Annotated in this window: 27 protein-coding genes, 1 tRNA gene and 1 pseudogene; 4 read left to right on the top strand and 25 right to left on the bottom strand. The window is 26.9% G+C overall.

The genetic code is table 11. From position 1 onward, the window contains the following. Window positions 1–204: 204 nt before the first annotated feature. From ACA135_RS03330 to psmA, 17 genes and pseudogenes are all read right to left on the bottom strand, one after another. On the bottom strand, window positions 205–735 hold the full coding sequence (locus ACA135_RS03330; RefSeq protein WP_409198882.1) for a hypothetical protein: 531 nt from the start codon (window positions 733–735) through the stop codon (window positions 205–207). Next, window positions 732–977, bottom strand: coding sequence for a hypothetical protein (locus ACA135_RS03325; RefSeq protein ID WP_409198881.1), 246 nt, complete (start codon window positions 975–977; stop codon window positions 732–734). The genes ACA135_RS03330 and ACA135_RS03325 overlap by 4 nt, the downstream gene beginning before the upstream one ends. A gap of 658 nt (window positions 978–1,635) precedes the next feature. Then, on the bottom strand, window positions 1,636–1,860 hold the full coding sequence (locus tag ACA135_RS03320) for a transposase (RefSeq protein ID WP_409198880.1): 225 nt from the start codon (window positions 1,858–1,860) through the stop codon (window positions 1,636–1,638). Window positions 1,861–1,945: 85 nt separating this feature from the next. After that, window positions 1,946–2,266, bottom strand: a complete 321-nt coding sequence (locus ACA135_RS03315) for a hypothetical protein (RefSeq protein WP_409198879.1) — start codon at window positions 2,264–2,266, stop codon at window positions 1,946–1,948. Beyond that, the gene (locus tag ACA135_RS03310; protein WP_409198878.1) at window positions 2,263–2,637 is read right to left on the bottom strand and encodes a hypothetical protein; all 375 of its coding nucleotides are present in this window, start codon (window positions 2,635–2,637) and stop codon (window positions 2,263–2,265) included. The genes ACA135_RS03315 and ACA135_RS03310 overlap by 4 nt, the downstream gene beginning before the upstream one ends. A gap of 1 nt (window position 2,638) precedes the next feature. Continuing rightward, complete coding sequence (locus ACA135_RS03305; protein WP_409198877.1) at window positions 2,639–2,800, bottom strand: hypothetical protein; 162 nt, start codon at window positions 2,798–2,800, stop codon at window positions 2,639–2,641. Between the two features lie 447 nt (window positions 2,801–3,247). Next, window positions 3,248–3,544 carry a DUF3194 domain-containing protein gene (locus ACA135_RS03300; RefSeq protein WP_409198876.1) on the bottom strand — a complete coding sequence of 99 codons (297 nt, stop codon included), beginning with the start codon at window positions 3,542–3,544 and terminating at the stop codon, window positions 3,248–3,250. A 96-nt stretch (window positions 3,545–3,640) separates the two neighbouring features. Then, the gene (locus ACA135_RS03295; RefSeq protein WP_409198875.1) at window positions 3,641–4,012 is read right to left on the bottom strand and encodes a prefoldin subunit beta; all 372 of its coding nucleotides are present in this window, start codon (window positions 4,010–4,012) and stop codon (window positions 3,641–3,643) included. A 109-nt stretch (window positions 4,013–4,121) separates the two neighbouring features. Beyond that, entirely contained in the window at window positions 4,122–4,340 is a 219-nt protein-coding gene (locus tag ACA135_RS03290; RefSeq protein ID WP_409199083.1) for a KEOPS complex subunit Pcc1, read from the bottom strand. 82 nt (window positions 4,341–4,422) lie between these two features. Next, window positions 4,423–4,932: a ribonucleotide-diphosphate reductase subunit beta gene (locus ACA135_RS03285; protein WP_409198874.1), complete on the bottom strand. Its 510-nt coding sequence runs from the start codon at window positions 4,930–4,932 to the stop codon at window positions 4,423–4,425. A gap of 173 nt (window positions 4,933–5,105) precedes the next feature. Further along, on the bottom strand, window positions 5,106–5,237 hold the full coding sequence (locus ACA135_RS03280) for a DNA-directed RNA polymerase subunit P (RefSeq protein ID WP_409199082.1): 132 nt from the start codon (window positions 5,235–5,237) through the stop codon (window positions 5,106–5,108). 1 nt (window position 5,238) lies between these two features. Then, on the bottom strand, window positions 5,239–5,505 hold the full coding sequence (gene rpl37A, locus ACA135_RS03275; RefSeq protein WP_409198873.1) for a 50S ribosomal protein L37Ae: 267 nt from the start codon (window positions 5,503–5,505) through the stop codon (window positions 5,239–5,241). A gap of 320 nt (window positions 5,506–5,825) precedes the next feature. After that, on the bottom strand, window positions 5,826–6,617 hold the full coding sequence (gene rrp42, locus ACA135_RS03270) for an exosome complex protein Rrp42 (protein WP_409199081.1): 792 nt from the start codon (window positions 6,615–6,617) through the stop codon (window positions 5,826–5,828). After that, on the bottom strand, window positions 6,617–7,309 hold the full coding sequence (gene rrp41 / locus ACA135_RS03265; protein ID WP_409199080.1) for an exosome complex exonuclease Rrp41: 693 nt from the start codon (window positions 7,307–7,309) through the stop codon (window positions 6,617–6,619). Before rrp41 ends, rrp42 begins: the two co-directional genes overlap by 1 nt. A 608-nt stretch (window positions 7,310–7,917) precedes the next feature. Further along, a pseudogene (gene rrp4 / locus ACA135_RS03260) lies at window positions 7,918–8,595 on the bottom strand (exosome complex RNA-binding protein Rrp4); the annotation flags it as partial. 26 nt (window positions 8,596–8,621) lie between these two features. Then, entirely contained in the window at window positions 8,622–9,326 is a 705-nt protein-coding gene (locus ACA135_RS03255; RefSeq protein WP_409198872.1) for a ribosome assembly factor SBDS, read from the bottom strand. Between the two features lie 66 nt (window positions 9,327–9,392). Continuing rightward, complete coding sequence (gene psmA, locus ACA135_RS03250) at window positions 9,393–10,223, bottom strand: archaeal proteasome endopeptidase complex subunit alpha (protein WP_409198871.1); 831 nt, start codon at window positions 10,221–10,223, stop codon at window positions 9,393–9,395. 448 nt (window positions 10,224–10,671) lie between these two features. Between psmA and ACA135_RS03245 the strand changes: the two genes are divergently transcribed. Continuing rightward, window positions 10,672–11,310: a LemA family protein gene (locus ACA135_RS03245; RefSeq protein ID WP_409198870.1), complete on the top strand. Its 639-nt coding sequence runs from the start codon at window positions 10,672–10,674 to the stop codon at window positions 11,308–11,310. Window positions 11,311–11,350: 40 nt separating this feature from the next. On the opposite strand, the gene ACA135_RS03240 is transcribed toward ACA135_RS03245, so the two are convergent. The 6 genes from ACA135_RS03240 to ACA135_RS03215 all read right to left on the bottom strand — a co-directional run bounded on the left by ACA135_RS03240 (window position 11,351) and on the right by ACA135_RS03215 (window position 15,412). Continuing rightward, window positions 11,351–12,580 (bottom strand): hypothetical protein, encoded by a 1,230-nt coding sequence (locus ACA135_RS03240; protein ID WP_409198869.1) that lies wholly within the window; start codon window positions 12,578–12,580, stop codon window positions 11,351–11,353. A 146-nt stretch (window positions 12,581–12,726) separates the two neighbouring features. Continuing rightward, window positions 12,727–13,086: an Rpp14/Pop5 family protein gene (locus ACA135_RS03235; protein WP_409198868.1), complete on the bottom strand. Its 360-nt coding sequence runs from the start codon at window positions 13,084–13,086 to the stop codon at window positions 12,727–12,729. Then, entirely contained in the window at window positions 13,083–13,802 is a 720-nt protein-coding gene (gene rnp3, locus ACA135_RS03230; protein WP_409198867.1) for a ribonuclease P protein component 3, read from the bottom strand. Before rnp3 ends, ACA135_RS03235 begins: the two co-directional genes overlap by 4 nt. A 46-nt stretch (window positions 13,803–13,848) precedes the next feature. After that, complete coding sequence (locus tag ACA135_RS03225; protein ID WP_409198866.1) at window positions 13,849–14,268, bottom strand: RNA-binding protein; 420 nt, start codon at window positions 14,266–14,268, stop codon at window positions 13,849–13,851. Between the two features lie 157 nt (window positions 14,269–14,425). Next, entirely contained in the window at window positions 14,426–15,010 is a 585-nt protein-coding gene (locus ACA135_RS03220) for a 50S ribosomal protein L15e (protein ID WP_409199079.1), read from the bottom strand. 327 nt (window positions 15,011–15,337) lie between these two features. Beyond that, window positions 15,338–15,412, bottom strand: a tRNA-Lys gene (locus ACA135_RS03215). A 418-nt stretch (window positions 15,413–15,830) separates the two neighbouring features. Between ACA135_RS03215 and ACA135_RS03210 the strand changes: the two genes are divergently transcribed. Both ACA135_RS03210 and ACA135_RS03205 read left to right on the top strand, forming a co-directional pair. Beyond that, window positions 15,831–17,765, top strand: coding sequence for an ATP-binding protein (locus tag ACA135_RS03210; RefSeq protein ID WP_409198865.1), 1,935 nt, complete (start codon window positions 15,831–15,833; stop codon window positions 17,763–17,765). A gap of 4 nt (window positions 17,766–17,769) precedes the next feature. Then, complete coding sequence (locus ACA135_RS03205; protein ID WP_409198864.1) at window positions 17,770–19,089, top strand: hypothetical protein; 1,320 nt, start codon at window positions 17,770–17,772, stop codon at window positions 19,087–19,089. A gap of 52 nt (window positions 19,090–19,141) precedes the next feature. On the opposite strand, the gene ACA135_RS03200 is transcribed toward ACA135_RS03205, so the two are convergent. Continuing rightward, window positions 19,142–19,798, bottom strand: a complete 657-nt coding sequence (locus ACA135_RS03200) for an Ig-like domain-containing protein (protein ID WP_409198863.1) — start codon at window positions 19,796–19,798, stop codon at window positions 19,142–19,144. Window positions 19,799–20,053: 255 nt separating this feature from the next. Here ACA135_RS03200 and ACA135_RS03195 point away from each other — a divergent pair, with 255 nt between their 5' ends. Next, the gene (locus ACA135_RS03195) at window positions 20,054–20,626 is read left to right on the top strand and encodes a glycosyl transferase (RefSeq protein WP_409198862.1); all 573 of its coding nucleotides are present in this window, start codon (window positions 20,054–20,056) and stop codon (window positions 20,624–20,626) included. Between the two features lie 2 nt (window positions 20,627–20,628). Here ACA135_RS03195 and ACA135_RS03190 read toward each other — a convergent pair whose 3' ends face one another. Then, window positions 20,629–21,705, bottom strand: a complete 1,077-nt coding sequence (locus ACA135_RS03190) for a hypothetical protein (RefSeq protein WP_409198861.1) — start codon at window positions 21,703–21,705, stop codon at window positions 20,629–20,631. Between the last annotated feature and the right edge of the window lie 11 nt (window positions 21,706–21,716).

Here is a 21,716-nt window from a genome sequence, read left to right as displayed (position 1 = left end):
ATACGGTTACATTGTAAGAGTCATTATTATTTTTAGATGATGAATTTGTTACTTCAATTGTAGTTGAAGCAGAAGAATTTGTGTAATTATCATCAGTTGGGAAACTTGCAGTTACAGTATAAGATCCTGCATATAAATTTATTTGTAGGTCTGCTATACCATTTGTATCTGTTGTCTCCCAATAAACTTTACTTGCACCATCACTTAAACGATAAGATTTAATGCAATATGTTTTCCTACTATGCTTTTACCATTAGAGTCTTTAAGAGTTGCTGTGAAGTTTTCACCTGCACCATAAACTTCTGTAAATGGTTGTACGATTAATACTGTACTTGTTTTGTTTGTTGTTGAATTTGTTACAACAATTATTGTATTAAAACAACTACTTGAAGTGTAATTTAATGTAGTGTTTCCTTCATAACTTGATGATGAAGTATAATATCCTGGATATAAATTGATTTCAAGGTCTGCTATACCATTTGTATCTGTTGTCTCCCAGTAAACTTTACTTGCACCATCATTTAAACGAGTAAGATTCATTGCAATGTGTTGTCCAATAATAGGAGTACCATTAACTGTAGTTAATGTTACAGTATAATTTTCACCAGCACCATAAATAACTGTAATATTATTACCAGTTAAAGAAGTATTTGGACTTGTAATATTATCTATAGGACTAGGACCAGTGCCATTAGGTAAAGTACCATTAGGACCTTGTGAGGAGGTAGAGGTCATGGCTGTAAATAAAAACCAGTGCCATTAGGTAAAGTACCATTAGGACCAGTGCCATTAGGCATATCAGGTGGAGTACCATTACCCGGAATACCCCCTGTAGGCATATCAGATAGTGTACTATTATCACCTACACTTAAAACAGATTCTCCTGTAGAATAGTTAGATGAAGAAGAATTTGTTGTAAGAGTAGATCCATTAGTATTCTCTGCAAAAGCCACAGGTATACATAAACAAACTACCAAAAAAACTAAAAAGAAAAACAATGAAAATTTTTTCCCATGAAAAATTTCCTCCTTATTTCTAAAAATTTTTTTCTATATTAAATTTGTATAAAATCTAAAAAATTATATTAAATTTTTAAGTAAATAAATTTTTTGGATTAATAAAAATTATTTTTGTTGAATATTATTAAAAAAAATATGTTAGAAAAATTGTTTAATAAAGATAAAAATTTATTAAAATTATCTTTTTAATAATTAAAAAATATTTTATTTTTAAAAATAGTATTAAATGTTTTTTAAGGATGAAATTTTTATTCCATTCTTAGAGTGTTGGCCAAAAATAATTTTTGATATTTTTTGGTATTACTTTTTTTTCTGTGGTTTTGCATTTTAGGTTGAGTGTTGCTCCTATTTTTTCTATGAATTGGTTTATGTTGTCTGTTTCGTCGTATTCGTTTTTAATTATGTGATTTAGCCTTTTTAGGATGTATGTTAGTGCTTGTAGTGCTAGTATGTGTTCTGTGTGTTATATTCCTGTTGTTGGTAGTTCATTTATGTGGTAGTAAGTTTTAAGTGTTCCGAATGGTGCTTCTACTGTGCTTGATCTTTTTTTAAACATATTTTTGTATTCTTCTGTTTCCATATGTTTTTTCATTTTTAGGGCTGTGTTAATTGTGAATTATGTTATTTGTCTTTGTGTTCCTTTGTAGCATTTTTCTTTATCGGGGCAGTCTTGGCATGCATTGTAGTTCCAGTATCTTCTTTCAATTTTATAAAGTTTGGTTTCATTTTCTAAGTAATGTTTGATTTCTTGTTGGAAAGGTAGTTCTTGGTTGTTTGGGCAAATGTAAGTGTCTTTTTCTAGATCATGCTTGAAGTGGTCTTTTATGGAATGGGTTTTCACTTAATCTTCCTGTATTCTCTCGAGTTTGTTTTCTATCCGGTATTAATCCTTTAATATTATTTTTTTCTAAGTATTGAAAGCTAGTTTAGGTGTGGTATCCTGTATCTGCACTTACATATTCTGGTTCATCGTTGATGTTATTAATTGCATTTTTAACTATTTCTAGTAATTCATAATGGCCTGTTGGTTTTTGTGAAACTTTTACTGCACAAATAAGTTTGGAAACGGTGCCTACAGCGCTTTCAACATTGTATGCGACCTCATTTAATCCTTGTTTATTTTGCATCCAACGAGCTTCAACATCGTTTACAGGTACTGTATTTTGACCAGACATCTTTAATTGAGTTTGTAACTCAAATAATAATTCTAATTTATCTTCATTGTTTAAATCTGTTCGTTCAATCAATTTACGTGCTGGACGTGGAGCTTTTTAATTTTTTTATTAGGTAACTTTAATCCATTATAATACTGAATTAAAGTATTAATGTCCTTTTCATGCAAAACATTAAATTTAGAGTTGTATGCTTTTTTAATAGTTCTATCAATGGATATATGCTTAAAATCTGTGATTCCTAATTCATTTGGAAAAAGTAAAGTACTTCCAATAAAAACATTAAACAAATAACCATAATCACGGATGAATCTTCGAATACTTCTTTGAGAAGGTTTAATTCCATTAGAAACATATAAATAAATTTTATGATACTTAGCATGATCTTCTATAACTTTAGAACTAGTAACACCATTATTAAAAGCATAAATAATTAATTTAAACATTTCACGAACCGATAAAAAGGTCTACCCTTCCTCCCATGTTTTCTTCAACTTCCAAAATTGGGAAAAATTCATCAACAAAACGCACAATAAAACGAGAAAGATGATCCTTAGGAATATCATCATCCAAACGCTCCAATTTAAAACTAGACTGTTCAATATCCATAACTAACACCAATAAATTAATAATACTTAATATTAATATATGTAACCACTAGTATAAAATATAACTATTTAAAAACTCTTAAAATAAAAAAAACAACACTAAAAATTAATATAAAACAATACCAAGAAAATAAAACACATTAAAAAAAAATTCACACCCAAAAATGACAACAAAAACAAAAAACATGAAAAATAATAACTAAAAAAATAAAATAAAAAAAGTATTACAAAAAATTAAAAAATCAATTTTTGGCCAACCCTCCCTTAGATTAAAAAAAATTAATTAATAAAAAAAACAGTTTTTTTATTGTTTTTTTATATGGACCATTTTATATTATCTAAAAACAAGTATATAAATTTAACTTTATAAAAAATAAATTTAACTTGAATAAATATTTTTTATATAAAAAAACCCATAAAAAAAAGAATAAAAAAATAAAAAAAGAAATTACTCATCCACCTTAAAATGAGCATCAATAAAATTATCTAACTTTTTATAAGCACGATCAACAGCTTCACCAATAGCATCCTCACCTAAATTAGACAAACTATCAGTATCTAAATCAACATCAGTATCAACATCTAAACGCTTATCAATATCATCAAAAGCAACTTTAACATTAACATCCATACCAATAATCTCTTTAGGATTAGAAATAAAACCTATTTCCCGATTAATCTCATTAGATAAAAAATCAGAAATTGTAACTAAATCATCCTCAGACAAATCTTTAAGAACCTTCATAAAAAACACACACAAAAAAGAATTAATAAACTATAAAAAAATAAGAAAATATTAAAAAAAGTAAGAAAATAAATTCTTCACTTAAAAATAAATCTTTTATTCCACATCAGAAGGTTCACTATTATATTGTAAACCTTTCATAGATTTTTCAATATTAGCTTGCATTTCTTTAAGCTTTTTCATAACACGATCTTCTTGACGAGACATAGTTTGTTGTCTAAGATTATAAGTTTCAAGTTTATCTTCAAGTTCACTATTAATCTCATCATGATCTACTTTAATAAGTAAATTACCTGCAGTCTTAAAAACATCAGCATCTTTATCAGCTTTCTTTAATTCTTCAAGAGCAGATTCAGTTTCCTTAATTTGAATATCATTAGTATTTTTTTGAGTTGCAATCATTTGAGCTTGTTGTTGTAATTGTTGAAATTGATTTAATTGTTCTTGTACATTTTTTGGAATATCCATAATAATCATCCACCTTTAAAATTTTTCTAAAAACATAATATAAATTTTATAATAAATACTATAATTAAATATATTTAATAATCTATTTAAACCTTATCCATAAAAAGTTTTAAACTAATTCATTAATTTCTACGGATAATTTCATCCATTTAATAGCAGAATTAAGACTTGCACGAAAACTAGTAGCATCCTCAGCATCAATACTTAAAATTAAAACATTACCCTCTTGAATAATATTCATAGTACTCCGATAATCTGGAGAACTTTCAAATTCAAGCAAAATAGAATCATGAACAATACGTGCCTGATTACAATCCTCAAATTCTATTTCAATATTAGATTTAATACTGTTTAAAAATTTACTAGTACTCTCAAGGATAAAAACAACCCCTTAACTATTAATTAATTTTTTAATCAACCACAATCTTTTTAACATTAATTCGAAGATCTATTTTATCCCCAAACTTATTATAAAAATCTATAATTGCAATTGGAAGATTATATAAGCCCTCTTCATTACCATTATCAGCAGATCTAAAATGAAGATAATTAGAACTTAATTTACTTTTATTATCCACTTCAAAACCAAGCACATCACATAAAGGACTTAAACCTGAAAAATCATTACGAATTTTCAAATCTTTAGGCTTAATATGTAATCGTTCATTACAAGTTTCAGCAGAAATTAATAATGCTAACTCTTCTTCACCTATTGATGAAATAAAAGTCATTTTACTTGGATTTCCTTTGATTTCATAAATTAACAATAAACCATTTCTTCCAAGTTCTTTACTTTTAACAAGTAAATCTCTAATAGAAGATTTTCCACGATTAGTGTAATCAAAATCAAAAGCATGGGATAAATTTTTACAAAACTTTCTTGTTTTTTGTGATGGTTTTCTAGATGTTGAAATTAACATAAATAATCATTTAATTCTCCCATAAAAAAAATTTAGGAATTTTTCTTTTTATATTATTTTTAAATTTATAAAAAAATAGTATATATTCAAAGTTTTTATTAAAAAAAAAGTTTTTTTAGAAAAAAAATATTTAATAATATTTTTTTTAGATAAGTAAAAAAAAGTTTAAAAAATTATCGTGCTTTAACTAGTTTTCTTACTTTAGGAACTTCCTTAAATAAAATTCTATATCGGCACTTAGGACACTTATTTTCCATATATCCATGATGGTCGACTTCAGTTCCACATTCTGGACATCTATACAGTTTAGTCTCCTCCTAATCCTTTGATATTACGAGTTGCAGATTTAACCATAGGGGTTTCAGGAACATAAGCTCCTCCAGTAAAGACTGTACCACATTTAGTACATTTCCAAATTCCTGCACTTACTCTTTTAACATAAGGTCTATCACATCTAGGACAAACATGTTTTTGTTTCATGTTTTCTTCAATGTTCTTAACGGATCTTTTTGCTTTTCTTCCGTATCTTGCTCCGAAACGGCCTGTTATACCAACTTTCTTTGTTCTTGCCATAATAATCACTTAAAAAATTTATTTGAATAAATAAAAAATTATATTAAAATTAATTCTTTTTACCTTTTTAGAAAAAATTCATTTAAAAACCTTAGAATGAAAATTAATTTTCAAATCCCATAATATTTTATTTTAGATTTTTATAAAAAAAATATTTTTTTTAATATAATAAAATAGAATTATTTTTTTACTTAAATTTTAACAATCAAAATTATTGTTAAAACATATAATATACTAATATAAGATTTAAAAGTATTTAAAGTTAATGGTAAAAAAGCTTAAAAAAATAGAAAAATAGGAATTAAATAAAAACATCCTATTTACAAGTTTCCAAGTAAGCCATCTTTAACTTCAAATGCTGTATGAACTGAATCTAAAATTTCATCACGTGTTAAAGGTTCACTTCCACCTTTTTGCATGGAACAAACACAATTACCTTCTTCACTAATACCCACAGTTAATCTAGCATCTAAAATTCTTTCTTCATCTAAACTTGGATCCAATACTATTCCATCACCAATCTTAACAAAAGTACTTAAAGATAATTTATCATTAATAGATAAAGAAACCATATTATCATAATCCAATTCCACTTCATCATCAACTAAAGTAGCTTGTGGTATTTTACAATCCATTAAAGCACTCATTACTGCAAGGTTACATGCATCAAAAAGGTTTCCATCATAATCTATTACATGTAAATCCACAAATAGCATCCAAACTTTTTCGCCTTCTTTAATACATAATTTATCTAAATCAATTAATTGACTTTCACGAATTCCACGATCAACAACACGTGCTAATTCAACACTATCAGGACTAGGTGGACCTGCTTCAAAATCAGGTGAAGCCATAGGTAATAATTCACAATTAGTCATTAAAACTCCAACATCAGGAGTATCAGGGAAAGGAGTACCAATACTAGGCTTAATTCCTGCAATTACCTGAGTATCACCTAATTTAACTCTAGCTGAACCTTCAGCCTTACTTATAACACCTGGTTCAACAAAAATATTACGGTATTCATCTACAGATCTACCATCAGGTCTTTCACCTTCATTAATTAACTTAGTAATACTATTCTTTGTGATTTCCGGTACAATATCCATAATTATTCCCCATATCTAGCTTTTAAAGCTTTTCTTTGATATTCAGCAATTTGTTGACAACCACCAATAGCTAAATCTAAAGCTTCTTCAAATTCATCTTCAGTTAAATTACCATCCGCTTGTAAAAGTGTAATTTCCTCAGTACGAGGCAATATAACTATAGGAACATCAGCTTGTCCTTCTTTATCTTCAATTTCAGATAAATCAAGAACAACTTTATCATCCATCTTACCAGCAGCACAACCTACAGGAATATCTTTCATAGGAACACCCGCATCAGCAAGAGCAACTGCAGCTGCAGTAATACCCGCACAACGAGTACCTCCTTCAGCTTCAATGACTTCAATACTAACTTCAACCATACTATTAGGGAAACTTTCTAAAAGTAAAGCTGGACGTAAAGCATCCTCAGCTATCTTACTAATTTCTATACTACGTCTATCTGGACCTGGTCTCTTACGATCATCCACTGAAAATGGAGCCATATTATATCTAACTCTAATAACACCAGTATCTGGACGTAAAAATCTTCTCATATAAGTGGATCTAGGACCATAAACACTAGCTAAAATCTTATTTCCACCCATTTCAACATAAGCAGACCCGTCTGCCCGTTTTAAAACTCCTGCTTCAATTTTTATTGGACGAAGTTCATCAAATTTTCTACCATCGCCTCGTAAAGTATCCTCTGAAATACTAACACCTCATAATTATTAAAAAAATATAATATTTAATCTAATTTTCTCCATTTACTAGATTTCTTACCTTTAGTTTCAGGATTCAAAATACTACTAGAACTTCTCCCATCTGCTTGGGAAATAGTGCCAAAATGTAATTTAGAATGTTTATCAACTTTATCATTAAACTTTGATTTACCAAAAGTCTTAAACTTCAAACCATTATTATTTGCTTTATTTGAATCAGCTTCTACCTTAGCTCGAACTTCAGATATTAAATCAGATTCAATGCCTGTAATTTCATTATCTTCTTCTAAAACATCTTCTAAATTTTCAATAGGAGTATCTTCTTTAACATCGAAATCTTGATTATCTTCTTCAGTTATAGAAATTTCATCAATACTATTAGAATTAGATAAGGTATCTTTACTGAAATCTTCAACATCACTTACTTCTTCAATTACAGAATCACCAATAAAACCATCATCTTCATCTAAATCATCTTTAAAGTTTTGAAGAGTAGGTTTAGCTAGAACATCTTCATCATTATCGTCTAAAATTTCGTGTTTTGGTGAATTATCAAAAAACTTAACATCATTTTCAGCTTCAACTTCAGGTTCTGGTTCTGGTAATTTACCATCAATAATTAAACATAATTTATCTCGAATACGATTAGTTAATCCACTAGTATGAGCTTGTTCTTCAATTTGATTAATAATCTCTTTAGTTAATTGTTGCATATGTTCTTCACCTTTAACCCAGACTAAACCATTTTGACCAACAACAATTTTACAATGAGTTTTATCCTTAATCATATTAATCATAGAACCTTTTTTACCTATGAGTCTAGGTACTTTAGTAGGTGAAATACTTACTATAATACCTCCATAGAATTTACCCATTCCACGACCTTTTAAACCAAGTTTAGCTTTTTTAACTTCATCGACATCAATGATTCTAAAAAAGAGAGTGTCACCAACATCATAAACACTTTTCAATTCTCTTTTATCTCTTCCAAAAACCTCAGAACCAGATAAAATACCTGAATATGGTGAATTAATATCAACATCCCACATTGAGAATCTTACTTCTTGAATTTTACCGATAACAACATCCCCTCGTTTAGGAATGTATTTACTTTTAAGAGGAGTTACACTAATCTTTTTATTACGAAGGGAAACTAATCCCATAAGTTTTGAACAGATAGAACCGTTTTCTTGGAAGGTTCCTCTTCCTGAATAAAAGTCACCTTCAGCTAAGACTTCACCAGGAATCACTAAATCTTTTTCATCTACATATAACATAATCTTTATATCTCCAAAAAAATTTTTTATTTAATTAATTTAGTTTCAGCTTCCCCTCTAGATATAGAGGCCATCTTATGATTAAAAGCATCTTGTAAACCACCTGGAATCTCAACTATACCAATCCAAGATCCATCTTGTTGCCATTCTTCATTTAAAATTTTACCCAAACTATTAATTTCTTTATAAGCATGTCCGGTCACATCTCCTGGAAGACGAACAGCCATTTTAACCCTTTCAAAACGTATAGGTATTTTAACTTTAATAGCTTTAAGTGCAGTTTTAACTTGCTGATCCACACTTGTAAATGGATCAATTTTAACTTTACATTCATCCATAGCATTTTCAATACGTTGTGCGGGATGAGGATAACCTGTTTGTGGATTAATTGATTCACGTGCAATAGTATTAATTACCATTCTACGTTTATCTTCTTGCATATGACGTCTTTGTTCAGCGGTTAATTGAACTTGTCCTTTATCAAGTATTTGTTTTGCAACTTCTAAAGGTTCAACTGTATCAAAAACTTTTTCCATAGCTTCTTCAGAAGCTTTATCTCCTTTTTTAGAATCTTTAAATATTTCTTCAACTGCTAATATATCTTCAATTGGTATTTCTTCTGTATGGTCGGGGTTTCTAAAATCAGCAGCTAAATCAGCATCAACTAAAATCTCAAATTTTTCCCCATAAGATTCTAACCTTGCAATAATTGCATCATCTACATTAACCATAACAATCATACCCTCCCTTTAAAAAAAAAGAAGATTAAAAAAAAATTGATATTTATTTTAATCTTCTTATTCTACTTTATCTTCAGATTCTTCAGCATCAGCATCTTCTTTATCTTCGGATTCTTCAGCATCAGCATCTTCTTCGTCTTCATCTTCTTCTGGAGCGTTACGTTCTAAAAGAGTTTCAACATATTTTGTTACTTCATCATGGTCTAATTTTCTATAAGTTTTTGTTTCAGCTTCAATAACAGCAATTTCAACTGATTTATCTGTAACTTTACCACTAGTTGCAACATAAACAGCATCTAATGCTAAATCTATAGCTTCATCAAGACTTAAATCTTCCTTATAGTTTTCTTCGAAATAATCCATAGCATCGCTACGACCAGAACCTATAGCAGTAGCTTTATATTCAATTAATGCTCCACTAGGATCAGTTTCAAACAATCGGCATCCTTTCTTATTTACTCCACCAATAATTAAAGCAGAACCAAAAGGTCTAACACCACCATTTTGAGTGTATAATTGTTTTAAATCACAAATCTTTTTAGCTAAAGCTTCAACACGAATAGGTTCATTATAACTAATTTTATTAATTTGAGCTTCTACACGAGCACGATCAATTAAAGCACGAGCATCAGCCACAAGACCACTAGTAGCAGCTCCAATATGATCATCAATTTGGAAAATCTTCTCAATAGATTTAGTTTCGACTAATCTACTAGTTGTTCTTTTATCCACGACAAGAACTACACCATCCTTAGATTTAACACCTAAACTGGTAGTTCCACGTTTAACAGCTTCTCTTGCATATTCTACTTGGAAAAGTCTTCCATCTGGACTGAATACGGTTATAGCTCTATCATATCCAGCATTTTGTTGTTGTAAAGGTTGCATATTATTCAATACCTCACTAAATATTTTTTTTTAAATCAAATCAATTCTTATAAATACAAAAATACATTTTTCATATAATAGAGGAATAAAAAAAAGTTTATTAAATCATATAAGAAAATGAAAAAAATACTCAATATTAATTCCACAATAAAGACAAAGCCTAATTCTACAAAAAAACTAAATCCTTACCACATTTTTTTCTACTTATAATTTTATTATTAAAATATAAGCAATTCTTAAAAATAAACCAAATATCCTTTACTTGGTAAAAGTTTTTTTTAATCCTACTAATTCTTGTTCTTATTTATTTATACTTAAATTAGTTAATAAACTTTATTATAAAAAAAACTCTTAAAAATAGAAAAAATTTATTTAATAGATTTTATAGAAAACTAATTATTTAAATTGAATTATATATTTAAAAAACAACAAAAAAGGGGATTTAAAAATGAACGATATTAGTAGAAGTCTATTATATGGTTTTATAAGTCTAATAATATTCTTAATCTTTACAAGTAATTTAGGTTATCCGAACAATTGGATTTGCTCTTTAATTGGTGCTTTCATAGTAATAATAGCTTATTTACTATTTAAAGGATACAATGAACTAATTAATGGGAGAAATAGTGTTGATAATAGTTGGGCTCAAATTGACGTCCAATTAAACCGAAGAATGGATTTAATCCCTAATCTGGTAGAAACCGTTAAAGGATATGCAAGTCATGAAAAAGAAACCTTAAATGAAGTAACTGAAGCTAGATCTGGTTTGAAAAATGCGGATACTGTTAAAAGTGCATTAAATGCTAATAATAAATTAACTGAAACTCTTAATAATTTATTTATGGTTGCCGAAAATTATCCTGATTTAAAAGCTAATACAAATTTTCAAGACTTACAAAACCAATTAAACCAAATTGAAGGACAAATTGCAAATTATAGGGAAAATTTTAATAATAAAGTATTAAACTACAATAACCTATGCCAACAAATACCAACAAATATAGTAGCACTCCTATTCAACTTTAAACCAATAAATTATTTCCAAATAAGTGATGAAGATAGAATAACACCAAAAATTAAATTCTAAAAACATCACCCACAATATTCCCCCCCACTTTTTTTTAAATTTATTCTAATTCATAACCAAATTTTTCACCTAAAGCTTTATAAAAATCATGACCCCTGAATCTGTTTTTATTAATATTAGTAATTTTTGTTAAAATTAAAGGCAAAAATGGAGCTAAAGGATCCCCAACAACAATATCATCAATTTTTAACCATTCCACATCACGATAATGATTAAAATCTTCACTAAATTTATAATCAGAAACAATCCGCCCTAAACCTAAAAGTTTATCTCCCCCAATTCTAATAAAAACATAATCCCCAATACTCATTTGTTTTAAAAAATCACACAAAGCTTTTGAATTATTAATCTGATTTAAAGAACCAGGATAATTCTCATCTAATTCATACCTAATTTCATGAATATTCTCAAAATTATTTAAATTACCTAATTTAGAAAAACCTATACTTATAAAATTATTTAACTTAAATTCACTCCATAAATCTAGATTATCCTCAGGTGATAAAAGCCAAACATTAAAATCCTTACCCTTAGATTTATTTAAAGGTAAAATGTTTTCACTAATCATTTGATTAAAAACCATATTAAAACTATAAAGATTTAAATCAGCCCCATGAATAATTGAAAACACTTGCCCATCACATCCATAAAAATTAGAAGAGGGTGAAATATTTAAATTGTTTAAAATATAAGATCTCCAAGTTAATGAATGGAAATTTATGAATTTTTTTGGAAAAATTAAATGATAATACTTATGAACCCAAGAAGATGTTGGTGAAACTTTTGAATCATTAAAAATATTTACTAAAGCCTTTTCAAGATTTATATAATCCTCTGAAGAAATAAGAGTAGCTGATTGAATTAAATCCGCACCTTTTATAAGAGCATCCCTAATTAGTTTAGCTTTAATAATAGCATCATCTGTAGATAATTTTTCTAAATGTTTACTTGTTGCACCCCAAACCCATTGATTATTCTTTTTAAACAAACGATATTTATATGGACTACTTAAACCAAGTGCACCTGTAAAATTAGTTTCAAAATTTTCTAAAATATAAGCTAAATTATCCTTATCAAAATCATGTAAAAATAGATAATCTAAAATTTCATCATCCCTCAAATTTTTTAATATATAAGGTGAAAATTTATTTTGAAAATCATTATATACTTCCTTAATCTTTAAAGGACAATTATACTTTAAATTATTTTCATTAATATAATCTTTAATAAAACATGTAGCATAATTATATTGATTAATATTAGTTAACATTGCATAAAAATCTCCTTATCCTATTTTTTCTATTAAAATAATAAATTTTTATAATAATTAATTAAATGTATTATAATTTATTAGTTAATAAAATATTGATAAAATGAAAATTAGAAAATTTTAAAAAAAGATATGAGAATAATTGTTTAAATATATTTATCTACAGCTGATTTAATAGTTCCAGATAAACCAATAGTTGTAATGTTAATTTTTTTATTATTATAACGAGTTGATAATGCTAATGCTGCACGAACTTCCTCTTCATATCCTCGTTGACATTTGAGAACAGCACGATAATGGTAAAAATCATCAGATTCATCATCATAAAATAATTTCATTAACCATAAATCAAAATTACTAGTTTCTTGTTCTCCCCAAAATCTTATGCATGAATCCCATATAGCTAAAACAAAATCATCCTTATTGTGTTTAACTTCAGATTTAATATCTAAAGTTAAATATCTTTTATTTTTACGAAGAGTTGGAGGTAAAACTTTTAGTTTCATAAGTCATCATCTACTATGCATACGCCCTCAATAACCATATTTTCCCTATTATTGTTAAAATCGATAATATTAGAAGGTACCGTAGATATTGCATTATTTATTTCTTCATTAGTAAATCCTATAGAATTGAAAATTGATAAAAAATCCTTAACTGATTTAGTATCATAAAAATTAGTAGCGCCACTTGTTAAAATTAATGGAAACTTATATTTACGTTGAAATAATAAGATTTCTTTAAAATATGAAATTACTTTTGCACGATATGATAAGTGATTAGTTAAAATATCTTTAAGTGATAATTCCACACATACATTATTATCTCGTGCAAGTTTAGCTAGAACATGATTCATACCAGAATCTCGACGATGATAATAAGGTCTTGATAAAGTATCTATTTGACGATTTTCAAGGGCTGCACGGTTTATTTTTAAATTTCCACCTAAACATGAAATGTATTTGATTTTACTACGATTTTTACGTGTAAGTTTACGTAATTCTTCAGGATTATTTGTATTGATTTCTAAACCATAATCAAAATTTATACCTAATTTTTTCTCTTCATCTCTTAAAATGTTTTCATTATTAAGTGCATTTGTATACTCTTCTTGTGAATACATTATTTTCACATAATCCCAATTTAGATTATGAGCTTCATTTAAGAGTTTTAGGTCATTTTGATAATTAGATCCTTTTAAGTTAAAATCATAATATTTCATTATTTAAGGCCGTCTCCTTTTTATTAATTATTAATATTGTTAATATTTATGGTAAGATTTCTGATAAATTTTTCATTGCAATTTCTTTTTTTGCAGGATATGCTTCTATTTTTATTTTTAAATGTATTGCATCTCCTTTATCAATAATGGTCCAAATATCATCTATTGCATCTGTTTTATCTAATCTTAAAAATAGGTTACCACTATGATCCATTTTAGAATTTAAATCTTTGTTAAGTTTGATTAATTGTTCTTGATCTGTTTCAAGTAAATTTTTAAGAAAATCTTTACAATCTCTTTTTTTATCTATTCTACCAGTTAATATTTGCATAGGTTCACCAAGTAAACCTTCAGCCATTTCTACTTCATATTCTGCAGTAGGTAAAATATTAAGTAATGCTAAAATAAGTTCTTCAGGATCTTCATTTTCATATATGAATAATCTGAAGCGAATATTATGTATCATAATTTTTAATAATCCTATTAGAAAAAATCTTTTATGATTTTTTTCTATTAATTTTTTTGTTATATAAGAAATAGTTTTTATTTAATTATATTTTATTTATTTTTTAGAAAAAAAGTAAAAATTAAAAGAAATGTAAAAAAAAAAGGAAATTAAAACTTTAGAATTTACTAGAGTTTTTGAATTTTCCGTATTTGTTTTTACCTACTTTCTTTCTTCCTTTACCTTTTTTGCTAATACCTCTACCTTTAGTACCTGCACTAGTTAATCCTCTAAGTGCTCGGTTTTTGTGTTGAGGTTCGCAAATCCAGTTAATTTTAGAATCATTTTTGATTGAAGGACTTTGTGGGTCAACAAGGATAACTTCATAGTATTTGAATTTACCATCAGACCATACCCAGTAACTGTTTAAAACTTCAAGGTTTGGATATTTTTTACTTACACGTTCTTCAGCTATTCTTTGAATACTTTTAGCTGTTGTGATTTTGTTTACACCCATTCGTTTTGGTTTACGACCACTGGTGAAACGAGTTTTTCGACGTGTTCCTCTTCTTACTCGAGTACGTACCATTACATATCCTTTTTTAGCTTTGTATCCTAAGGATCGTGCTCTGTCTATACGAGTAGGTCTTTCTATTCTGGTTATGACATTTTCTCTTCTCCAAACAGGAGCTCTTTGCCACATAAGTTCTCTTACGTAAGATTCAGATGGATTTCTCCATGCTTCTTTAATATATTTATACATCATTTTAAGTTACACCTTTAATTTAGTTCAGCCTTTTTAATGATTATAAAATAATTTCTTAAATTATTTTATTTTTAAAATGGGCCACATCCACGGGATATATAATAAAAATAAGATTTTATTTTAGTCCCTAAAAAAGTATCGTTTAGTATATTGTTGATAATTTTTTTGTAAATATTAAAAAAGTATTAATAGTTATATTAAAAATTAGTTACTATTACAACGATAATAAGATTTTTGTTTTAATCATTTATAAGGGTTTCTATTAATCTTATATAATTTACAATTCCAATTATGTAAAAAATTTTAAAGTTAAAAAAAGTTATACGGGCCTGACGGGAATTGAACCCGCGACAACAAGGTTAAGAGCCAAGCGCTCTGGCCAGACTGAGCTACAGGCCCATAGTCTCAATCTTTAAAATAATTTTATTAATTCTATATTAAAAATTAAAATATGTTTATTTTAGTATATAAATATTACTTAATAAATTGAATAATACTTTTCAAATGCTCTAGCACAAGGCCTAATATATATACCTTACTTAATTATCTTTATAAATTCACTCATAAAAAAAATTTAAAGTTAAAAAAAATATCTTAACTTTAATCATTCACCTTAAAAAAAATAATTTAAGGGATTGAAATCCAAAAAATGGATTAAAAAAATATTAAATAAATTCTTCAAAAAGCATTAGCAAAAAAAATTAAAATTTTTGAAGAATTTATAAATTAAACCTCCCAAGAAGAGTACAAAAAAGAAGCACCATTAAAAAAATAGATAAATCATATTACAAGAAAATTATAGGGAGTGCTTGTAAAGATGAAAGAAAAATTTGAACTAAATAAAAACGATATATTTGCATTAGGCAAAGAAGAAATGGTAGGAAAACCATTTTACTTAGATTACTCGAAAGCATGCATACTTATTGGAGACGAAAGTAAAGCCAAAGTACATGGAATTCCAAAAGGTACATTCCTACTTGCATACTACGACAATGATAATGGAGAAAATCCCGAAGCAATACTCTTAAGAGCAATGGGACAAGTCCACCTACCAAACCAAGAAGAAATATTCAGCACACTCATAGAATATTATAAAGAACCAAACACCAGTGAAAAAGAAAAAATGGACCCACTAACCAGATACGCATTCAGTTTTAGCGGTCTAGAATGTAATGTCCTTGGATCATTTCACAAAACTGAAAATGGAGACGTTTACTTCGGATCAGATATTGACAATTTTTACAGTCCAAGTAATTACACGATATACAAACCAAAAGATAAAGCATTAGAAGCAATAGTAAACTTAGGAGTATGTGAAAAATCAGAAAAACGTCACCCAGTTAGTATAGGTAAAGTAAAGTACAGTAGTAGTTGTGGATTCAAACATAATAAAGTTAATGTATACGTTTCTAGTGAAGACTTCATCGGAAAAAGAACAGCAATATTTGGAATGACAAGAACTGGAAAATCCAACACATTAAAAAAGATAATACAATTAACAGACAAATTAAACACTCCAAAAAATCCGATAGGGCAAATAGTTTTCGATATAAATGGAGAATATGCTAACAGCAACCAACAAGACGAAGGAACAGCAATATATGAAATATTAAATCCTGAAAAAGTAGTAAGATACAGTGTTTTAGACAAACCTAATTTCAAAACATTAAGAGCAAACTTTTACCATGACATCAATGAAGGATTCAACATTATAAAAACAAAACTAGGACAGACAAGCAGATCAGGATACATGGAAGATTTTGTAAGTATAGAATTACATCCTCCTAAAAAACCAGAAGGGGAAATAAGCCAAGAAGAAAAAGACTTATACTTTAGTAAAATGAGAAGATATAAAAGAAAAGAAGCAGCATACCAATGTTGTTTATATAAAGCAGGATTTGAACTACCAAAAGACAAATACGGAAATCCAGAGAAGATAAGATTCACAGTAAGTTCACATATTTCTAATGATCCACATGTAGGAATAGATCCAACAGAAGGAATAAGCTACGAAGATGCAATAGAATTCTTCACATCAATCTGGCAACACCACGATGAAATACCTTACTTAAGAGATTATCCTCTAAAACATGAAAATAGAACATGGATTGATAAAGATTTAGAAAACCTATTAATCATGTTAACAAGATGTAAAAAAAATAGTACGAACGAAAATTTAAGAGGATACAAAAATTTAGAAGTATTAAACAATCATCACACCACCACTACAGATAATTATAAAAAAGAAATAATAAATTTTTTAAGAGAAGGAAAAATCATAATTGTAGACCTATCACAAGGCGAAAGAGAAATACAAAACGATTACAGTAAAAGAATATGTGAACACATCTTCAAAAATAGTATAAAAAATTTCATAAAAAACAAGGAAAACAATACAATACAATTTTACTTTGAAGAAGCACATAACTTATTCCCAAAACATGATGATTCAGATTTAAACCAAATATATAATAGAATAGCTAAAGAAGGAGCTAAATTAAACTTAGGATTAGTTTACGCAACACAAGAAGTAAGCAGTATAAGTAGTAATATACTAAAAAATACTCAAAATTGGTTTATCTCACACTTAAATAATACTGATGAATTAAATGAACTACGAAAATTTTATGACTTCGAAGACTTCTTAGACACATTAAGAAGATTCGCACCACAAGATAAAGGATTTGTAAGAATGAAAACATACAGTAATCCGTTTGTAGTACCAGTACAAATTGATAAATTTGGAGGATGAAAAAATGAGTTATTCCGAAGGATTAAAACCAGCAGAATTCGCAAGTCAATCATCACAAACACCATTAATTTTAGATGAAGATATAAAAGAATTATTAAAAGATTGTTACTATCCAAAACATGCAACAGAAGACTTAATAGGCAACATGAATACTTACACTGCCAAAAAAATTGAAAAAAATCCTATAAGAAAAGTATTAGCATTTGATGGAGGATATAATGAAGTAATGATAGGTAAAGAATTTCCCTCAAGTACTGTAGCATTCTACAGGTATGGTGTGAACTATTTCCAATTAAATGACTTATTTAAATTAGAAGATAAAGAGTTTATAGGAAAATTAGATATTGGAAAATTACATAATATTGATGCATATAATTTCAGTATCCCTACAAAAAATATTAAAAGTAAAACACAAAAAAATCTTAAAAACAGTATCAGATACTTTTTATATAATCATTTCAAAAAAACTAAAATCCAAAAAACTCTAATGGAAACATTATCTTGGTTTGTTTATAGAGAATATCGTAAACCTGAAAAAATGACATACCTCCTAAGTTCTTGTCCGGAATGTGGTAAACCTGTAATACTCTATAAACACAATATGAAAAATTACACATTCCAATGTCCACATTGTCATGAAAAGATTTATTTAACTGATGTTTTCCGATTACATGAATTAATTAGTGAAAACTTAGCAAAAGGAATAAGTAGTTATTTAATGAATACTTTAGAACAATTCCTTATAATTCATTACATTCACATTCTTATGGATGTTGCTCCAAGTTTACTTAAAGAATCATTATTTATTAAAGATGGACCTTTAGCATTTTTTGGTGTTACAAGTAATATGAGCAAACCGATGAGAGAACTCGTAGATTACTTAGAACATACTTGTGATTTGTTTCTAGTAGGTGTGGAAAAAAGTGGAGAGTTTGTAGACCATGCACATGAAGTAAGTCAATTATTAGAACCTGGAACTTATATCATACCAGATAATGAGTATATTTACAAATACATAATATTTGGTGAAGAAAATATTAACCAACCGTATGGTAGTACTACATATTATAGTAATAAAATTATTTATAAATCAACTAAAAGTAAGGTTTTTGTATTAGATATACCTTCAAATCATCGTTTAAGCAAACCTTGTAAAAATGATTTTAAAAATATTGATATAATTTTAAACAATTTAGATAAATTGAAAAATGATCGTTTTGATAATGCTTTATTACCTATTAGTTTAATTAATCAAAATGTAAGTATTTCTCAATCTGTTAGTGGAAATATTCTTAAACATCATGCAGAAACAAGTTTATCTTAATAAAAAAAAATAAGAAAAGTAAAAAAAGGTTAGATAAAAAAATAATTTTTAATTAAAGATTATCATACCTATAATTGTGATAAACATCACTATGATCACCATCCCCACTAACTCTTCCATTTGGATCAATATATGCTTTAGATTCATCAGTATGTTGAATTTGTGACATGTCCCCTGAATCACGAGCTTTTTGACAACTATCACAACATATTCTACCCCATTTTCCAGGAACTACCTTACCACAATATACACACACTCCAAAAGTTTCAGGCCCATTTGAACTACTTGAAATAGAACTATCACTGTTACTGGATTTAGTTCCTTGTGAAATTAAACTAGTAACAATCAAATCTTGTGAAAGAGTGGAACTTTTATATCCATCAACACCATTAAATTTTGATAGTATAGAATAATTTCCTGAAGGTAAATTTATAGGTAAAGATACCATTCCATTATTATCTGTTGTAAGATTGTATTCTTTAGATTGATTATTAGAATTATTTATAGTTAAACTAACATTTTTATTTGTTAATTTATTGCCCTCATTATCAGATAATGTTACTGTGAAATTTTCTCCTTGATTAATAGTAGTGGCAGATGCCACAAGATTGGTTTCAACTCCAGAAGATAAAGCCCATATAGATGCACAAGAAATTACTACAATTGCTACTACACATACACATAACAAAATTAGTTTATTAAATTCCATGAAAAAATCACTCCCTCTAAATATAATTTAAAAACAATTTATTCTTTTTTTTAAAAAAATTTTATAGTAATTATACTTTTTTTATAAGAATATATAAATTTTTATAAAAAATTTTAACCAAAAAATAGGAAAATAAAAGACCAATTAAATATAAAAAAATTAGGGAAAAATTATTATTATATTGAAAAAATAATAATTAGTAGCTATATAAAAATAAAAGTTTTAATAGTAAATATTATTTTAGGGATTAAAAGTATGAGTAAACCAAGTAATCAGAATCATAACAAAAATAATTATAATAAAAAGAAGATTCAAGACTTAGAAGGTATTATTGAATTGAAAGATGGGGAAATAGATGAGTTAAATATGAGTCTAAGTCAAAAAGATGATAAGATTAGTGCTTTGAATTCCCATATTGCTAAGTTTAAATTTGAAAAACAAAAAATGGAATTAAAATTAAGTAGTGAAGTGAATAATGAGAAAGCTAAACTTAAAGAGTTAGATGATTTACAAGTTAAGATTAATGAAAAAGTTGAAATTATTGAGGATAAACAAGATCAAGTTAAATATTTAAGAAGTTTAATTGATGATTATAAGGTCCAAATAGAAAATAATACTGTTAATTTAGAAACTCAATTACGAAAGATTAGTAAAACTTATGAAGGGCTTCTTGAGCAAAAGGATAAGATTATTAATAAACAAGATGAAAATATAAAAGAGTTAATTGAAAGTAAAGAACACATTATTAAAGCTAATAAGACAAATATGATTAGTTTAGAACTTCAAAATGAGAATTATAGGAAAATAATTGATAAATTTGAAAAATAATATTAATCATTATTTATATCCTTTATTAAATAATTTAAATTTTTTAAGTGTTTATTTAAACTAATTTCAGTTAATTCTTCTTTTTCCTTGCTTTGTTGATAAAATTTTTTTATATTCTTTTCATATTTTTCTAAAATTTCACAATATTCAATTATGTGCTTATTTTTATCATTTATCCAAAAATTGATCCGTGGTATAAAATCATACCCTATACTTTCAATTATGAGTAATTGTGAATAATTTTCTTTATAATTAGTATACTCCTCTAAAAAATTTTTATAATCTTCTATCCATTCATTGTTATCTATTATATATTCTTTTAAAACATTGTCTTTTATTAAAATATAATCAAGATCTAATCCATAACTTATTTTTGAATCATATTTTGGTATTTCATTCACTTTTTCTTTTATAGTAATGAAATAATCATCAAAATAGTCTTCTATATTTTCTAGATTACTTATTAAGTGTGTTGAATCTATGGTAATTTGTAAAGTTTTATTATTTGTGTTTTTAATTAATGTTTGTGTTTGATTTTTAATTGTAACCATTTTTTCTAAGAATCTATTTAAAATTTTTTGGAATTTTTCATAAGATGTTAATAATTCAACAGACTGTTTTTCTATATTTTCATTTATTACAGGTAATAATATTATCTTGTTAAATATGTTATATTGACTGTGACTTATTAATTCAATTGTAGATAAGTATACTTCAGGTAAGAGAAATACTTCTGCAATGAAACTATTGAACTCTGAAGTGTTAGGGTTTTCAATGTTAATAATTTGAAATACCTTGTTAAAATTTTCATATAATTTATTATTCTCCTCATTTAATAAAGGCCCACTTTTATTTAAATAATTGCTTAATTCTTTTAAAGTATTTAATAAAATTTCATGTATACTGTCTACCCTTTTTAAATCGTTTTCTTCAAAAGCTTCTTCTAAGGAATAAATTAAATCATCATCAAAAGATTCAATAATTTGTAAATAATTATCATAAAAATCTTGATGTACACTTTTATACTCATCCATAAATTCATCACTAGTTTCAGAATCTAAATCATTATTTTGAATCAAAAAAATAACAC

This window comes from Methanobrevibacter acididurans, assembly GCF_046197875.1.
Classification (GTDB): Archaea; Methanobacteriota; Methanobacteria; order Methanobacteriales; family Methanobacteriaceae; genus Methanobrevibacter_A; species Methanobrevibacter_A acididurans.
Note: the sequence above shows the minus strand (reverse complement) of the source record. Positions and strands in the feature narration are given on the sequence as shown.

Bases quoted from the DNA above. Each gene is read 5' to 3' on its own strand.
- ACA135_RS03330 (WP_409198882.1), bottom strand. From the start codon at position 735: ATGACCTCTACCTCCTCACAAGGTCCTAATGGTACTTTACCTAATGGC.
- ACA135_RS03310 (WP_409198878.1), bottom strand. From the start codon at position 2,637: ATGTTTAAATTAATTATTTATGCTTTTAATAATGGTGTTACTAGTTCT.
- ACA135_RS03305 (WP_409198877.1), bottom strand. From the start codon at position 2,800: ATGGATATTGAACAGTCTAGTTTTAAATTGGAGCGTTTGGATGATGAT.
- ACA135_RS03300 (WP_409198876.1), bottom strand. From the start codon at position 3,544: ATGAAGGTTCTTAAAGATTTGTCTGAGGATGATTTAGTTACAATTTCT.
- ACA135_RS03295 (WP_409198875.1), bottom strand. From the start codon at position 4,012: ATGGATATTCCAAAAAATGTACAAGAACAATTAAATCAATTTCAACAA.
- ACA135_RS03285 (WP_409198874.1), bottom strand. From the start codon at position 4,932: ATGTTAATTTCAACATCTAGAAAACCATCACAAAAAACAAGAAAGTTT.
- rpl37A (WP_409198873.1), bottom strand. From the start codon at position 5,505: ATGGCAAGAACAAAGAAAGTTGGTATAACAGGCCGTTTCGGAGCAAGA.
- ACA135_RS03255 (WP_409198872.1), bottom strand. From the start codon at position 9,326: ATGGTTAATGTAGATGATGCAATTATTGCAAGGTTAGAATCTTATGGG.
- psmA (WP_409198871.1), bottom strand. From the start codon at position 10,223: ATGCAACCTTTACAACAACAAAATGCTGGATATGATAGAGCTATAACC.
- ACA135_RS03245 (WP_409198870.1), top strand. From the start codon at position 10,672: ATGAACGATATTAGTAGAAGTCTATTATATGGTTTTATAAGTCTAATA.
- ACA135_RS03240 (WP_409198869.1), bottom strand. From the start codon at position 12,580: ATGTTAACTAATATTAATCAATATAATTATGCTACATGTTTTATTAAA.
- ACA135_RS03235 (WP_409198868.1), bottom strand. From the start codon at position 13,086: ATGAAACTAAAAGTTTTACCTCCAACTCTTCGTAAAAATAAAAGATAT.
- rnp3 (WP_409198867.1), bottom strand. From the start codon at position 13,802: ATGAAATATTATGATTTTAACTTAAAAGGATCTAATTATCAAAATGAC.
- ACA135_RS03225 (WP_409198866.1), bottom strand. From the start codon at position 14,268: ATGATACATAATATTCGCTTCAGATTATTCATATATGAAAATGAAGAT.
- ACA135_RS03220 (WP_409199079.1), bottom strand. From the start codon at position 15,010: ATGTATAAATATATTAAAGAAGCATGGAGAAATCCATCTGAATCTTAC.
- ACA135_RS03210 (WP_409198865.1), top strand. From the start codon at position 15,831: ATGAAAGAAAAATTTGAACTAAATAAAAACGATATATTTGCATTAGGC.
- ACA135_RS03205 (WP_409198864.1), top strand. From the start codon at position 17,770: ATGAGTTATTCCGAAGGATTAAAACCAGCAGAATTCGCAAGTCAATCA.
- ACA135_RS03200 (WP_409198863.1), bottom strand. From the start codon at position 19,798: ATGGAATTTAATAAACTAATTTTGTTATGTGTATGTGTAGTAGCAATT.
- ACA135_RS03195 (WP_409198862.1), top strand. From the start codon at position 20,054: ATGAGTAAACCAAGTAATCAGAATCATAACAAAAATAATTATAATAAA.